The organism is Nocardiopsis oceanisediminis, from assembly GCF_048595525.1.
Classification (GTDB): Bacteria; Actinomycetota; Actinomycetes; order Streptosporangiales; family Streptosporangiaceae; genus Nocardiopsis_A; species Nocardiopsis_A oceanisediminis.
The window spans coordinates 6,025,240-6,039,787 of record NZ_JAFMZJ010000001.1; the positions used below are offsets into that span (position 1 = coordinate 6,025,240).

General features: G+C 76.8%; 12 protein-coding genes. 5 read left to right on the forward strand and 7 right to left on the reverse strand.

From position 1 onward, the window contains the following. Window positions 1-132 precede the first annotated feature (132 nt). The 5 genes from J0910_RS26305 to J0910_RS26325 form a co-directional block, all read right to left on the reverse strand. Window positions 133-537, reverse strand: coding sequence for a GntR family transcriptional regulator (locus J0910_RS26305; RefSeq protein ID WP_420161218.1), 405 nt, complete (start codon window positions 535-537; stop codon window positions 133-135). Between the two features lie 81 nt (window positions 538-618). Then, complete coding sequence (locus J0910_RS26310; RefSeq protein ID WP_420161219.1) at window positions 619-1,413, reverse strand: ABC transporter permease; 795 nt, start codon at window positions 1,411-1,413, stop codon at window positions 619-621. Beyond that, window positions 1,410-2,141, reverse strand: coding sequence for an ABC transporter ATP-binding protein (locus J0910_RS26315; protein ID WP_420161220.1), 732 nt, complete (start codon window positions 2,139-2,141; stop codon window positions 1,410-1,412). The genes J0910_RS26310 and J0910_RS26315 overlap by 4 nt, the downstream gene beginning before the upstream one ends. A 633-nt stretch (window positions 2,142-2,774) precedes the next feature. Continuing rightward, on the reverse strand, window positions 2,775-4,322 hold the full coding sequence (locus J0910_RS26320; RefSeq protein WP_420161221.1) for a glycerol-3-phosphate dehydrogenase/oxidase: 1,548 nt from the start codon (window positions 4,320-4,322) through the stop codon (window positions 2,775-2,777). Continuing rightward, window positions 4,319-4,930 (reverse strand): TetR/AcrR family transcriptional regulator, encoded by a 612-nt coding sequence (locus tag J0910_RS26325; RefSeq protein ID WP_420161222.1) that lies wholly within the window; start codon window positions 4,928-4,930, stop codon window positions 4,319-4,321. Before J0910_RS26325 ends, J0910_RS26320 begins: the two co-directional genes overlap by 4 nt. A 17-nt stretch (window positions 4,931-4,947) precedes the next feature. Between J0910_RS26325 and J0910_RS26330 the strand changes: the two genes are divergently transcribed. From J0910_RS26330 to J0910_RS26350, 5 genes are all read left to right on the forward strand, one after another. Next, entirely contained in the window at window positions 4,948-6,567 is a 1,620-nt protein-coding gene (locus tag J0910_RS26330) for an FAD-binding oxidoreductase (protein ID WP_420161223.1), read from the forward strand. A 157-nt stretch (window positions 6,568-6,724) separates the two neighbouring features. Beyond that, complete coding sequence (locus J0910_RS26335) at window positions 6,725-7,528, forward strand: protein phosphatase 2C domain-containing protein (protein ID WP_420161224.1); 804 nt, start codon at window positions 6,725-6,727, stop codon at window positions 7,526-7,528. 68 nt (window positions 7,529-7,596) lie between these two features. Then, window positions 7,597-8,427, forward strand: a complete 831-nt coding sequence (locus tag J0910_RS26340; protein WP_420161225.1) for an enoyl-CoA hydratase-related protein — start codon at window positions 7,597-7,599, stop codon at window positions 8,425-8,427. Between the two features lie 67 nt (window positions 8,428-8,494). Then, window positions 8,495-11,101, forward strand: coding sequence for a DUF4118 domain-containing protein (locus tag J0910_RS26345; RefSeq protein ID WP_420161226.1), 2,607 nt, complete (start codon window positions 8,495-8,497; stop codon window positions 11,099-11,101). After that, window positions 11,101-11,808, forward strand: a complete 708-nt coding sequence (locus J0910_RS26350; RefSeq protein WP_420161227.1) for a response regulator — start codon at window positions 11,101-11,103, stop codon at window positions 11,806-11,808. The genes J0910_RS26345 and J0910_RS26350 overlap by 1 nt, the downstream gene beginning before the upstream one ends. 359 nt (window positions 11,809-12,167) lie before the next feature. Here J0910_RS26350 and J0910_RS26355 read toward each other — a convergent pair whose 3' ends face one another. Both J0910_RS26355 and J0910_RS26360 read right to left on the reverse strand, forming a co-directional pair. Further along, window positions 12,168-13,268, reverse strand: a complete 1,101-nt coding sequence (locus J0910_RS26355) for a glycerophosphodiester phosphodiesterase family protein (RefSeq protein WP_420161228.1) — start codon at window positions 13,266-13,268, stop codon at window positions 12,168-12,170. A gap of 261 nt (window positions 13,269-13,529) precedes the next feature. Next, complete coding sequence (locus J0910_RS26360) at window positions 13,530-14,462, reverse strand: aminoglycoside phosphotransferase family protein (protein WP_420161229.1); 933 nt, start codon at window positions 14,460-14,462, stop codon at window positions 13,530-13,532. Window positions 14,463-14,548 lie beyond the last annotated feature (86 nt).

Below are 14,548 nucleotides of genomic sequence, written 5' to 3' on the forward strand. Positions count from 1 at the left end.
GTCACCTCCTCAGGTCGCCGGCGGGGCCGGCGCCCCCGCCGTGCGGAGCGGGTCCTCCCGGGACCGGCGCTCCGATGCCGGGGCGCCCCGGCCCCTCGGGGCCTCCGGGAGGCGGCGGAGCGCCCCGGCGGCTCACCGCGTCCCCTCCTCGGCTCCGGCCGCGAACGCGGTCAGCCGCCCCCGGCAGCGCTCCAGCACCTCCTCGGCGGGGACGCCGTGCGCCACCGCCTCGGCCAGCAGCGTGCCCAGCCGCGCCTCCCAGTCCGGTGCGAAGCCGGGGCCGGGCGGCCCGGAGCCGGGGTCGCGCTGGACCACCGCGCCGGTCTTCCGGTTGACCCGCAGCAGCCCTTCCCTGCGCAGCAGGTCGTAGGCCTTGTTCACGGTGTGGAAGTTGATCCCCAGGTCCGCGCCGAGCTGCCGGATCGCCGGGAGCTGGCTGCCCTCCCGCAGCTCGCCCGAGGCGATGGCCTCGACCACCCGGTCGCGGAGCTGCTGGTAGATCGGAACCTCGCTGTCGAGGTCGATGCTGAGGATCACGGATCTCCCCTCCGTAGGGGCCGGTCGGACGCTGGTGCGGGCTTTCAGCATCGCATCCGCGCGGCACCGGTGCGCTCCGCATCAGACCACGTCCCTGCGGACCGGCAGGGCGACCGCGACGGCGGCCGCGAGCAGCGCGTAGCCGAGCAGGACCAGGGCGGCGGGGCCCGGCGCGAGCAGGTCGGGGGCGGGGATCCCGGACTCGGCGGCCACCCGCTCGGCCAGCGCGCCGAAGCCGGTGAGGGCGTCGGTGGCGCCGCGCGGCAGGAAGGGCTGGAGCGGGCCGAGGACCGGGAAGAAGGAGAGCAGCGGGTCGATGAAGTAGAGGTACCCGCCGAGGACCGCCAGCCCGGCGAGCTGGTTGCGGACCAGCGCGCCGAAGCCGACCCCGATGAGGGTGTAGGCGGTGATCGCCAGTGCCCCCCGGGCCAGGCCGGTCGCGATCGCGGCGGTGCCGGCGGCCGCCTGGACGTCGAGCACCGCGCAGGCCAGGGCGATCCCGGCGCCGCCCGCCGCTGCGGCGACCGCCCCGTATCCGGCGCCGATCGCGGTGAAGGCGGCCAGCTTCGCGGCGACCACGCGCCACCGGCGCGGGACGGCGAGGAAGGTGGGGACGGCGGTTCCGTGCCGGTATTCGCCGGTCATCGCGGTCAGGCCGACCAGCGCCGGGATGATGACCAGCATGCCGGGCATCCCGATCGCGACGGCGAGCCCGTCCTCGGTCTCCGGTCCGGGCAGCGGCGGGTTGCCGGTCGGTCCGGCGATCCCGACGACCGCGGTCATCCCGAAGGCCGCGGCGGCGAACAGCGCACCGGTCCACATCCAGGTGCGGGTGGCGAAGAACTTGGCGAACTCGACGCCGATGAGCCTGATCACTGCGGCACCTCCGATGCTGCGGTCTCGGTCAGGGCGAGGAAGGACGCCTCCAGGCCGCGGTCCCCGGCCACTTCGGCCAATGTCCCCTCCGCGAGGGCCCGGCCGCGGTCCATGACCACCACCCGGTCCGCGGTCTGCGCGATCTCGGCGAGCAGGTGGCTGGAGACCAGGACGGTGCCGCCGGCGGCGGCGCGGGCCCGCAGGAACCCCCGCAGCCAGGCCGCTCCGGCGGGGTCGAGGCCGTTGCCGGGCTCGTCGAGGACGAGCACGCCGGGGTCGCCGAGCAGGGCGGTGGCCAGGGCGAGGCGGCGGCGCATCCCGGTGGAGTAGCCGCCGATCCGGCGGTCCGCGGCGGCGGTGAGGCCGACCTCTTCCAGTACTTCGGCGGTCCGCCGGCTCGGGGCGCCCGCCGCGCGCCGGTAGATCTCCAGGTGGCGGCGGCCGGTCCAGGCCGGGTGCGCCGCGCCGGCGTCCAGCGACGCGCCGACGGCCGCCGACGGGTCCGGTAGGGCGGCGTAGCGGCGGCCGCCGATCTCGGCCCGCCCGGCGGAGGGCCTGACCAGGCCGAGCAGGCAGCGCAGCGCGGTGGTCTTGCCGGCCCCGTTCGGCCCGAGCAGCCCGGTGACGGCCCCGGGCGGGGCCGAGAAGGAGAGCCCGCGGAGAGCGCGGACCTCCCCGAAGGACTTGGCGAGGGATCGAACGTCGACGGCATGCGCGGTCCGGGGCATGGAGCCTCCTCTATTCGCTCTCTCCTATTTGTTATAGCCAACATAGAACAAAAAGACAACGGGTCTCCCCCGGACCGGGCCCGGCGCTCCGCTCCGATCAGGCCCGGCGGACTCGCGCACTCCGCTCGGAAGGGCGGCCGGAGCGCGGGGGCCGGGAGAAGGACCCCGCCTCCGCCCACCCGGAGCCGGGAACGCAGCGCACCGCCCACGAACAGGCCCCGCCTCCGCCCACCCGGGGCCAGGAGCGCAGCGCACCGCCCACGGACAGGGCCCGGCACCGCCCCGCCGGACCGACCCGAAGAGCGAGCGCCCGGAACGGGCAGCCGGGGCCCTGAGCTTGTTCTTCAACCCCGGGGGCGGCCGGGGCACCGGGGCGGCCGACGGGTGGACCTGGCTCGTGATCGCCGCCCGCACCCGGCTCCGCCCGGCCCGCCCCGGCCGCCGGGGCGGTCGAGCCCGGCCCGGGCGCGGGTACGGGGGGCTTTCGCAGCGCCCGCGCGGAGGCGGCCCGTCCCGCCGGTGCCCGGCGGGGGCGGACGGCTCCGGGGCGCGTCGGCGGCGTACCCGGGCCGGGAGCACGCGCGCCCGCCGGAGGGGTCCGGCGGGCGCGGGCGTCGGGAACGGGGGGCGGGGTCAGCCGGCGGCGCGGCGGAGGGCCTCCTCCGCCCAGGGGAGCGCGGCCTCGCGGTCGGCCGGGACCAGGCCGATCCGGGTGCGGCGGTCCAGCAGGTCGCCGGCGTCCAGGGCTCCCTCCCGGGCGACCGCGAAGAGAAGTTCGGCCGGGGTGACCCCGGCGGCGACCGGGCGCAGCAGCTCCGGGTCCCCGGCGGCCAGGGCGGCGACGTCGGGCGCCTCGGTCCCGTACCGGGCGACCAGCCGGCGCGGGGCGTCGACCGCGTCCAGCGCCTCCCGGGGGGCGGCGCCGACCAGCGGCAGCGTGCGGGTGGTGCACGGGCCGGCGCGCAGCCCGGCGGAGCGCACCGCCGCGTCCACCGCGTCGGCGGCCATCCTCCGGTAGGTGGTGAGCTTGCCGCCGACCGCGGTGAGCACCCCGTCGGCCGAGCGGATCACCGCGTGCCGCCGGGACAGGTCGGCGCTGTCCTCCTCCCCGGCGTCCAGCAGCGGCCGCAGTCCGGCGAAGGAGCCGACCACGTCGGACCGGTCCAGCGCGGTGCCGAGCACCTCGTTGACCGTGCCGAGCAGGAACTCCACATCGGACTCGGGCACCTCCGGCACGTCCGGCAGCGGCCCGTCGACCGGTTCGTCGGTCAGCCCGGCCAGCACCCGGCCGTCGCCCTGCGGCAGCACCAGGGCGAACCGGTTCAGGGTGCCCGGGATCGGCACGGTCATCGCCGCCCGGGGCCGGCCCACCGCCTCCTCGCGGAGCACGATGTGCGTGCCGCGGCTGGGCCGCAGCCGCACCTCGGGCACCAGCTCACCGGCGTAGACCCCGGTCGCGTTGAGCACCGCGCGGGCGCTCACCTCGAAGCGGCGGCCGGTGCTCCGGTCGTGCAGCAGGGCCCCGTCGCCGCCGATCCGCTCGGCCGCGCACCGGGTGACGACCCGGGCCCCCCGGCCGGCCGCGGTGCGCGCCAGGGCGACCACCAGCCGGGCGTCGTCGGTGAGCCGCCCGTCGAAGGAGAGGATGCCGCCGCGCAGCCCCGCGGTGCGCACGCCGGGCAGCAGCCGGGCGGTCTGCGCCGCGCTCAGCCGGCGCGACCGGGGCAGGGTGCGCGGGTCGGTGCCGGCCGCGGTGCGCAGCAGGTCGCCCATGCCCATGCCGGCCCGGACCGCGGCCGCCTGGGCGCGGCGCACCGCCGGGTGCAGCGGCAGCACCATCGGCATGGTGTGCACCAGGTGCGGGGCGGTGGTGCCGATCAGCACGTCGCGCTCGCGGGCGCTCTCGTAGGCCACCCCGAACTGGCCCCGGGCCAGGTAGCGCAGCCCGCCGTGGATCAGTTTGGAGCTCCACCGGCTGGTGCCGTGCGCCAGGTCGCCCCGCTCCACCAGGGCCACCGACAGGCCGCGCGCGGCCGCGTCCAGGGCCGCGCCGGCGCCGGTCACCCCGGCCCCGACGACCAGCAGGTCCACCGGCGCCCCGTCGGCCAGCGCGGCGATGTCGGCCTCGCGCCGGCCCGCGGTGAGCGCGGTGCGCGGCTCCCCGGCCGCCGCCCCGGTCACCGGTCCTCCCCGGCGGCCTGCTCGGCGGCCCCGCCCGGGACGAGGTAGCCGTGCAGCAGGGCGCGGACCTCGGCGGCCAGCGCGTCGGTGTCCATCAGGTCCTCGGCGAGGCGGCGGGAGGTGGCCAGGTTCTGCACGGTGAGCAGCACGATGCGGGCGAGCACCTCCGGCGGACCGCTCCGGACCGACCCGTCGGCCTGGCCGGCCTCGATCTGCGGGCGGAGCAGGTCGAGCACGGCGAACTGGCTGGTGCCCAGGCGCTGGAAGGCGTAGGTGGCCAGCGTCTCCGGCTCGTTGTCGACGATCTTGGCGAACAGCGGATGGGCCAGGGAGGCGCGGAGCACGCTCTCGACCTGCTCCACCAGGTGCTCGCGGGCGCTCCGGCCGCCCTGCTCCCGGGCGGCGCCGCCCAGCAGCGCGACCATCTCCCGGGTGAGCAGGTCGGCGACGAGCGAGTCGGCGTCGGGCCAGCGGCGGTAGACGGTGGGGCGGCTCACTCCGGCCCTGCGCGCCACGTCGGTGAGGGTGGTGCGGCGGACGCCGAAGGCCTCGACGCAGGCGCGCGCCGCATCGAGGATCTCGTCTTCAACGTTACGTCTTGACGTCATGTGTAAAACTGTACGGCATGAGCAACCGCCGGGCCGCGTCCCGTGTCCCTGAAATGTCCTGGTTCGCCTGGGGCGACCCGTCCCGCGCCGAGCCGCTCTCCGAGTCGGTGCGCGCGCTGATCGCCGAGGCGCTCGGCGCCGAGCTGCGCGACCTGCCCCCGGTGGCCGAGTCCGAGGTGCGCCTGCCGCCCTCCGCGCTGACCGGGGAGGCGCGCGCGGCGCTCACCGCGGCGCTGGGCGGCGACGGCGGCCGGCTGCGCACCGACGACGCCGCCCGGCTCCGGCGCAGCGCCGGCAAGAGCACCCCCGACCTGCTGCGGATGCGCTCCGGCGCGGTCGCCGACGCGCCCGACGCGGTGCTCTTCCCGGCCGGCCACGACGAGGTCGAGGCGGTGCTGCGGGCCTGCTCCGAGCAGGGCGTCGCGGTGGTCCCGTTCGGCGGCGGGACGAGCGTGGTGGGCGGGGTCGCGCCGCTGCGCGGCCGGTTCTCCGCCGTGGTCGCGCTGGACCTGCGCGAGCTGGACGCACTGGTCGCGCTGGACGAGGAGTCGCGGACCGCGGTGCTCCAGGCCGGGCTGCGCGCCCCCGAGGCCGAGGAGCTGCTGGCCGCGCGCGGCTACACCCTGGGCCACCTGCCGCAGAGCTACGAGTACGCGACGATCGGCGGGTTCGCCGCGACCCGCTCCAGCGGCCAGGCCTCCTCCGGCTACGGCCGGTTCGACGACATGGTGGTGGCGCTGAAGGCGGCCACCCCTCGCGGCACCCTGGAGGCGGGCCGCGCCCCCGCCTCGGCGGCCGGCCCCGACCTGCGCCAGCTGCTGCTCGGCTCGGAGGGCGTGTTCGGGGTGATCACCGAGGTGACCGTGCGCGTCCGGCCGATCGCGCGGGCCCGGCACGACGAGGCGTGGGCGTTCCCGTCCTTCGCCGAGGGGGCCGCGGCGCTGCGCGCCCTGGCGCAGTCGGCGCTCCGCCCCACCACCGCGCGGCTCTCCGACGAGACCGAGACCTTCGTCAACGCCGCCCTCTCCGGCAAGCAGGCCGCCCCCGGCTGCCTGGTGGTGGTCGGCTTCGACGGAGAGGCGGAGGAGGTCGAGGCGCGCCGCGCCGCCACGGCCGCGGTGCTGGCCTCGGCGGGGGGCTCCGCGCTCGGCTCCGAGCCGGTCGCCGACTGGCGGCACAGCCGGTTCCACGCCCCCTACCTGCGGGACACCCTGCTCTCCGCGGGCATCCTCGCCGAGACCCTGGAGACCGCGGCCTCCTGGTCCGGGCTGCTCCCGCTGTACCGCGCGGTGGGCTCGGCGGTCTCCGGGGCGCTGGAGGGCCCGGAGGGCAAGGCGGTGGTGCTCTGCCACGTGTCGCACACCTACCCCGAGGGCGCCTCGCTCTACTTCACCGTGGTCACCGCGGCCGGGGCCGACCCGGCGGCCCGCTGGGACCGGGCCAAGCGCGCGGCGGGCGACGCCATCGCGGCGTCCGGCGGCACCATCACCCACCACCACGCGGTCGGCGCCGACCACCGCCCGTGGATGCCCGCGGAGATCGGCCCGCTCGGCGCGGAGGCGCTGCGCGCGGTCAAGTCCGCCCTGGACCCCGCCGGGATCCTCAACCCGGGCAAGCTCATCCCCGAAGCGGAGTGAGCCCGCGCCCCTCCCGAGGCCGTCCCGGGGCAATACATCTGGATCGTTGAGGGAGACTCCGCCCCCAGGGCGATGGTCTTGACGTTGCGGGGGAGGGGCGGGGCCGGGGTCTTCTGCGGCCGCCGCCCCTTCCCCGGCAACGGTCTAGCCTTCCTCCGTGGACATCCGATTCGCGACGCGCAAGGGCGTCGGCGCAGAGAACGAGGACGCCGCCGCCGCGGGGCCCGGGTGGGCCTTCGCGGTGGACGGGGCGACCGAGCCGCCGGACGCCGACACCGGCTGCCGGCACGGGGTGCGCTGGCTGGTCGGCCGGCTCTCCGCGGCGCTCGCCGCCGAGCTGGGCGCGGCCTCCGGGAGGCCGCCCGCCGAGGGCGGCGGGAGCCTGCCGGAGCTGCTGGCCGCCGCGATCGGGCGGGTCCGGAGAGAGCACGGCCCCGGCTGCGACCTGTCCCGGCCGGACTCCCCCTCGGCCGCGCTCGCCGCGGTGCGCGCGGTCCCCGGCGGGCTGGAGTACCTGGTGCTGGCCGACTGCGCGGTGCTGCTCCCGGTGCCGGGCGGGCCGCCGCGGATGATCACCGACGACCGGATCGACCGGCTGCCCGGCGGGCGCCCCTACCCCCGGGAGCTGGTCCGCTCGATGCGGAACCGGCCCGGCGGGTTCTGGGTGGCCGGGGCCGACCCGCGGGCGGCCCATGAGGCGGTGACCGGGGTCCGCCCCGGCGGCGGCCGGTTCGGGCTGCTCACCGACGGGTGCACCCGGCTCGCCGAGCACTTCGGGTACGGCTGGGCGGAGGTCTGGGAACTCCTGGACGGGGCGGGGCCGGCGGCGCTCATCGACCGGGTCCGCGCCGAGGAGCGGGACCGGCCCGGGGCGGTCCGGGGGAAGCCGCACGACGACGCCACCGCGCTGGTCGGCGCGTTCGCCCCGGCCGCCCCGGAGCGGAGGTTCCCCCGGGGGTGATCCGGGTCTCCCCGGCCGCGTAGGATCGGCGCATACCAAGCGGTCTGTAGCGGTATCGAGGAGGCGGCGTGGCCGACGCGGAGTGGGAGCGCGATCCGGAGCAGCAGGTGCTGCGCGAACTCGACGGCGGGGTGCTGGTGCTCACCCTGAACCGGCCGGACCGGCTCAACGCCTGGACCCCGGCGATGGAGGAGCGCCTCTTCGACCTGATGGAGGAGGCCGACGCCGACCCCGAGGTGCGCGCGATCGTGCTCACCGGGGCCGGCCGGGGCTTCTGCGCCGGGGCCGACCTGGACGCGCTGGCCTCCATCGGCGACGGCGTGCGGGGCGGCTCGGGCGGGCGGATCGAGCAGCCCGACCGCCCCAAGCACCTGCCGATGCTGCTGCGCAAGCCGGTGGTCGCCGCGATCAACGGCGCCGCCGCCGGACTGGGCCTGGTCGTCGCGCTCTTCGCCGACGTCCGGTTCTGCGCCGAGGACGCCAAGATCACCACCTCGTTCAGCCGGCGCGGCCTGGTCGCCGAGTACGGCGTCGCCTGGCGGCTGCCCCGCCTGGTCGGCCAGGGGCGGGCGATGGACCTGCTGCTCTCCTCCCGGGTGCTGACCGGCGCCGAGGCCGAGCGGATCGGCCTGGCCGAGTACGCGCGCCCCCGCGAGGAGGTGCTGCCCGCCGCCCTGGACTACGCCCGCGCCCTGGCCTCCGAGTGCTCCCCCGCCGCGCTGGCCGAGATCAAGGCCCAGGTGCTGCGCTCCGCGGAGAGCGGGCTGGACGCCTCGGTCGCCGAGGCGGTGCGGCTGATGCCGGGCGCCTTCGCCCACCCCGACTTCGCCGAGGGCGTCGGCGCCCACCTGGAGCGCCGCCCGCCCCGCTTCGCCCCGCTGCCGCCCCGGCGGGACTGACCCCGGCCGCACCACCCGGCGGACCGGCGTCTCCGGGACCGGCCGGGGGATCACCGACAATGGAGGCGTGACACGGGGACGACTGCGGATCTACCTCGGGGCGGCCCCCGGGGTGGGCAAGACCTACGCCGCGCTGTGCGAGGCCCGGCGGCGGCGCGACCGGGGGACCGACGTGGTGCTCGGGCTGGTCGACGAGCACGGCCGGGAGCGGACCGCCGCGGCCGCCGAGGGGCTGGAGCGGGTCCCCCCGCGCCGGGCCGAGCACCGGGGCGCCGTCTCCGATGAGGTCGACGTCGAGGCGCTGCTGCTGCGCGCCCCGGAGGTCGCGGTGGTCGACGAGCTCGCCCGGGCCAACGCCCCCGGCGCCCGCAACGCCAAGCGCTGGCAGGACGTCGACGAGCTGCTGGAGGCGGGGATCGACGTCGTCTCCACCCTGAACATCCAGCACCTGGAGTCGCTCAACGACGTGATCATGCAGATCACCGGGACACGGCAGAGCGAGACCATCCCCGACGAGATCGTCCGCCGCGCCGACCAGATCGAGCTCTGCGACATGTCGCCCTACGCGCTGCGCCGCCGCATGTCGCACGGGAACATCTACCCGGCGGAGAAGATCGACGCCGCGCTCTCCAACTACTTCCGCGAGGGCAACCTCACCGCCCTGCGCGAGCTGGCCCTGCTCTGGGTGGCCGACCGGGTCGACGAAGGGCTCTCCCGGTACCGCGGCCAGCACCAGATCCGGCACACCTGGGAGGCCAGGGAGCGGATCGTGGTCGCGCTCACCGGCGGCCCGGAGGGCGAGACGCTGATCCGCAGGGCCGCGCGGATCGCCGCCCGCGCCCGCGGCGGCCAGCCGCAGCCCAGCCACCTGATGGCGGTGCACGTGGTGGCCGCCTCCGGGCTGGCGCACGGCCCCACCCGCGACCTGGCCCGGCAGAAGCGGCTCCTCGCCGAGCTGGGCGGCACCTACCACCAGGTCATCGGGGAGGACGTGGCGGTCTCGCTGCTGGAGTTCGCGCGCGGGGTGAACGCCACCCAGATCGTGCTCGGCTCCTCCCGGCGGCGCGGCTGGCAGTACGTGTTCGGCCCCGGCGTGGGCGCCACGGTGGCGCGCGAGTCCGGCGACATCGACGTGCACATCGTCACGCACGAGGAGGTGGGGCGCGGCCGCGGGCTGCTGCCGCCGCTCCGCGGAACCCTGGGCGGGGCCCGGGTCGCCTGGGGCTGGGTGCTGGCCCTGGCGCTGCCGCCGCTGCTCTCCGGGCTGCTCCGGGTGCCCCCGCTGGACGCCCTCGGCCTCACCACCGACATGCTCTTCTTCCTCACCGGGACGGTGGCGGTGGCGCTGGTCGGCGGGCTGTGGCCGGCGCTGGCCTCGGCCCTGTGGGGCAGCCTGCTGCTCAACCTGCTGTTCACCCCGCCGTGGCGCGGCCTCACCGTGAACGAGGCCGACAACGCCATCGCGCTCGCGGTGTTCGTGCTGGTGGCGCTCCTGGTCTCGTTCGTGGTGGACCTGTCCAACCGCAACTCCATCCAGGCCGCGCGGGCCCGCTCGGAGGCCGGCACCCTGGCGCTGCTGGCGAGCAGCGTGCTCGCCTCCCAGGAGCCGCTGCGCGCGCTGATGGTGCGGATCCGCGAGGCGTTCGCGCAGCGCTCGGTCACCCTGCTGGAGCAGCGCGACGACGGCGCCTGGCAGGTGGTGGAGAACTACGGCGACGCGCCGTCCACCGATCCCGAGCAGGCCGACGCCCTGGTGTCGGTGAGCGACTCGCTGGCGCTGGCGCTGCGCGGCCACATGATCACCGCCTCGGACCGGAAGTTCCTCAACGCCTTCGCCAGCCACATCGGCATCGCGCTGGAGCGGCAGCGGCTGGCCCGGGACGCCGCGCTGGCCCGCCGGCAGGCGGCGGGCAACAAGATCCGCACCGCCCTGCTCGCCGCGGTCTCGCACGACCTGCGCACCCCGCTCACCTCGATCAAGGCCAGCGTGTCCAGCCTGCGCGCCACCGAGCTGAAGCTGGACGAGACCGACCGGGCCGAGCTGCTGGAGAACATCGAGGAGGCCACCGACCGGCTGGACGGGCTGGTGGGCAACCTGCTGGACATGAGCCGGCTGCAGACCGACACCGTGCAGCCGAAGATGCGCGAGGTGGGCCTGGAGGAGGTGGTGCCGGCCACGCTCATCGGGATCCCGCCGGACACCGTCGCCGTCGACGTCCCCGACTCGCTGCCGCGGGTGTGGGCCGACCGCGGGCTGCTGGAGCGGGCGGTGGCCAACGTGGTGCAGAACGCGGTGCGCTACAACCGGGCGGGCGGCCCGCCGGTGCGGATCGCCGCCAGCGCGCACGGGGACTCGGTCGAGCTGCGCGTGGTGGACCACGGGCCCGGGGTGGCCGACCCGCACAAGGAGCGGATCTTCGAGGCGTTCCAGCGGCTCGGCGACGCGCCGCGGGGCACCGGGATCGGGCTGGGGCTGGCCGTGGCGCGCGGGTTCAGCGAGGCGATGGACGCCGCGCTCACCCCGGAGGACACCCCGGGCGGCGGCCTCACCATGGTCTTCACCCTGCCGCGCTGCGCCCCCTTGGACGCGCCCGCTCCGGAGGCGCGCCATGATGGGGACGGCGGCACCGGTGCCGAGGAGGAGCGCCCCGCCGGAAGGACCGAGGACGGCTGATGCGGATTCTCGTCGTGGACGACGACACCCAGATCATCCGGGCCATGCGGATCAACCTGCGGGCCCGCGGCTACGAGGTGGACACCGCGGCCGACGGCGCGGCGGCGCTGCGCGCGGTGGCCGAGCGCCACCCCGACGTCGTCCTGCTCGACCTGGGGCTGCCGGACATGGAGGGCGGCGAGGTGATCGAGGCGCTGCGCGGCTGGACGTCGGTGCCGATCATCGTGCTCTCCGCCCGCCACTCGGCCAGCGAGAAGGTGCGCTCGCTGGACCAGGGCGCGGACGACTACGTCACCAAGCCGTTCGGCATGGACGAGCTGCTGGCCCGGATCCGGGCGGCGCAGCGCCGCTCGGTGCCGGTGGAGGAGGCGCCGGTGGTGGCCACCGAGTCCTTCACCGTGGACCTGGGCGCCAAGCGGGTGGTCCGGGACGGCGAGGAGGTGCGGCTCACCCCGACCGAGTGGCACATCCTGGAGATCCTGGCGCGCAACGCGGGCCGGCTGGTCAGCCAGCGCCGGCTGCTGCACGACGTGTGGGGGCCGGTCTACCAGAGCGAGACCAACTACCTGCGGGTCTACATGGCGCAGCTGCGCCGCAAACTGGAGCCGGACCCGGCCCACCCGGTGCACCTCATCACCGAGGCCGGCATGGGATACCGGTTCGAGAAGGGCCCCTCCGCCGGGCAGGGCGCGCCGGCGCAGGGGTGAGGGCGGGCCGCGGCCGCTCCCCCGGCCGGCCCCGTGCAGGCGGCACGGCGCCGGGCCCCTGCCCCGGGCCGCCGCGCGCCGGGGGGGGGAGCGGCGGTCCGGAGCCCGGCACCGCCGCGGCCGCTGCGGGGAGGTTTCGCGGGGGCGGGCCGCGGCGGGCGGCGCACCGCGCCGCCCCCTCGTCGATCGTTGGCGCCCCCTTCGACACCGAGACCGGCGAGGACGGGCGGTGTGCGCCTCCGGCGCGGGCCGACCACACCGCGGGCGGGCCGAGAAGCCCGAGGCGGCCCCGCCCGGCGACCGGCCGGGGCCTGCCGGGCGTTCCGCGCGGGCGGCCGCCGGGGCGCGCCGCCCCGGGCTCAGCCCTGGTCCTCCAGGTAGCGGTCGCGGGCCTCGCGGAGGTGGTCGGGGCTGTCCGAGAACACCCCGTCCACCCCGGTCTCCAGGACCTCGGTGTAGTAGGAGAGGTGGTCGCCGTAGGCGGCGGGGTCGTCGCCCTTCCGGTACCCCTCGGGCAGGAAGGCGTTCTCGCTGCGCAGCGTGTACGGGGTGACCAGCAGGTCGCGGTCGTGCGCGTCGCCGACCAGCGGGGTCGGCTCGCCGGGGAGCCCGTCCTCGCCGATCGGCAGCACCAGGCGCATGTCCGGTCCGATCGCGTCGGCGTACCCGGCCACCCCGTCCAGGCCCTCGGGGGTGGTGAGCTCGGGCTGGGAGGGGCTGATCAGCTGCACCACCGGGTTGCCCACCAGTGAGTCGACCTCGCGGGCGCTGCCCGGCTCGAAGGACTGGACGATGACCGGGGAGTCCTCGCCGTCCAGGCCGTGCCCGGCCAGCGAGTCGGCGAGGATCCGCTCGGTGTCCAGGCCGATCGAGTCGAAGTAGGCGCCGTGCTTGAGCTCGGGGATCAGCTTCACGCCGGCGTACTTGGGGTGGCGGTCCGCCTTCTTCCAGAAGGAGACGACCTCCTCCCAGGTGGGCACCTTGTACTTGCCGTCGTAGCGGGTGTTGCGGGGGCGGATGTCGGGGATCCGCTCGACCGCGCGCAGCGTGCGCAGCTCCTTGAGGGTGAAGTCCTCGGAGAACCAGCCGGTGACCTCCTTGCCGTCGATGACCTTGGTGGTCCTCCGGTCGGCGAACTCCGGGCGCTCGGCGACGTCGGTGGTCCCGCTCAGCTCGTTCTCGTGCCGGGCGACGAGGTGGCCGTCGGAGGTGGGCACCAGGTCCGGCTCGATCACGTCGGCGCCCTGCCGCAGCGCCAGCCGGTAGGCGGCCATGGTGTGCTCGGGCCGGTACGCAGAGGCGCCCCGGTGCGCGATCACCCACGGGGCGTCGGCGGCCCGTTCCCCGCCCTGGGGCCGGACCGGCTCGGCCGCGGCCGGGGCGGGGACGGCCAGCGCCGCGGCGCTGACCAGTCCGGTGGTGAGGGCGATCCACTTCGGTGCGGTGGCGCTGCGCCGCATGGGTCTCCTTAGGTCCGCGGGTGGGTGCAGGGGCGGTCGGAACGCTGCCCGACCCGTGCGTCGCACGGTTTCACCTTGGCTGAACGACACCCCACCGGCGGCGGAAATGTAAACGGGACGGCCGGTTCCGGACTCCCAGGGTGGCGGAGGAGGCACGCTCTGTGATAGAAGGCGGCACCCGTGTCCCCGGGTCCGTTCTCTCCGGGAGGCGCCCTCGGGGGCGCGTTCCCGGGGCGGGGGCGCCGGGCGGCGCCCCGGGCGTCACAGCCCGGAGGAGGCCGCCTCGATCATCATCCGGAACCCGGGGGTGTCGCCGCGGCCGCGGTCGGCGAAGGCCACCGCGAACAGCGGGGCGAACGCGCTGCACCACTCCAGCAGCCGCTTCTCCGCGACGCCGATGGCCGGGGACAGCTCGGCGGCGCGGCGGCGCGCCTCGTCGGCGCTCTGCGCGCGCCACAGCACCCAGTCGACGCCGTCGGCGGCGGGGTCGCCGAGGCAGGCGCGCGGGTCGACGGCGACCAGCCCGCGCTCCGGGCCGCCGTCCAGCACGTTGCCCGGGTGCAGGTCGCCGTGGAGCGGGACGGCGTCGTCCCCGTCGGAGCCGTTGGCCAGGGCCCGCGCCCAGGCGTGCCCGTGGTGCAGCAGCGACGCCGGCACCAGCTCGGCCGCCGGGCCCTCGGAGCGCCGCCGCTCCCACATGTCGAAGAGGAAGCCGACCCGGCCGGCCAGGGGGTTGAGCTCCATCCGCTCCTTGCGGGACATCGGCACCGAGTGCAGGTCGGCGATGAGGGCGCCGATCTCGGCCATCGGCGGGACGGTGCCGGCCATCGCCACGGTGCCGCCGTCGCCGATGGCCTCCAGCAGGAGCGCGCCGCGCTCCTCGTCGACCGCCCACACCTCGGGGACGCGGCGGGTGTCGGCCCACAGCCGCAGCACCCGCGCCTCGGAGACGCCCAGGCCCGCGTCGGGGGAGATCTTCATGATGGCGGAGGAGCCGTCGAGGCGGCGGCAGTGCAGCACCACCGAGGTGCGGCCGTGCGGGGCCGGGCCCTCCACGGTCAGCTTCCACTGCTCGGCGAGCGACTCCACCAGGGCGGGCAGCCCCGCCAGCCACCCGGACGCCCCGGTGCCGAACCTGCGTAGCAGGCGCTGTCGCTGCCTGTCGTCGACGAACTGCGCTGTGAGGTCGCTCATGGGTCCACCTTAGAAGTCCGTTCGGCCCGCGCCCCGGGAACGTCGCCGCTCCACGGCCGGGGGTTGCGGCGGAGACCGCCCGCGCC

Bases quoted from the DNA above. Each gene is read 5' to 3' on its own strand.
- J0910_RS26315 (WP_420161220.1), bottom strand. From the start codon at position 2,141: ATGCCCCGGACCGCGCATGCCGTCGACGTTCGATCCCTCGCCAAGTCC.
- J0910_RS26325 (WP_420161222.1), bottom strand. From the start codon at position 4,930: ATGACGTCAAGACGTAACGTTGAAGACGAGATCCTCGATGCGGCGCGC.
- J0910_RS26330 (WP_420161223.1), top strand. From the start codon at position 4,948: ATGAGCAACCGCCGGGCCGCGTCCCGTGTCCCTGAAATGTCCTGGTTC.
- J0910_RS26350 (WP_420161227.1), top strand. From the start codon at position 11,101: ATGCGGATTCTCGTCGTGGACGACGACACCCAGATCATCCGGGCCATG.
- J0910_RS26355 (WP_420161228.1), bottom strand. From the start codon at position 13,268: ATGCGGCGCAGCGCCACCGCACCGAAGTGGATCGCCCTCACCACCGGA.
- J0910_RS26360 (WP_420161229.1), bottom strand. From the start codon at position 14,462: ATGAGCGACCTCACAGCGCAGTTCGTCGACGACAGGCAGCGACAGCGC.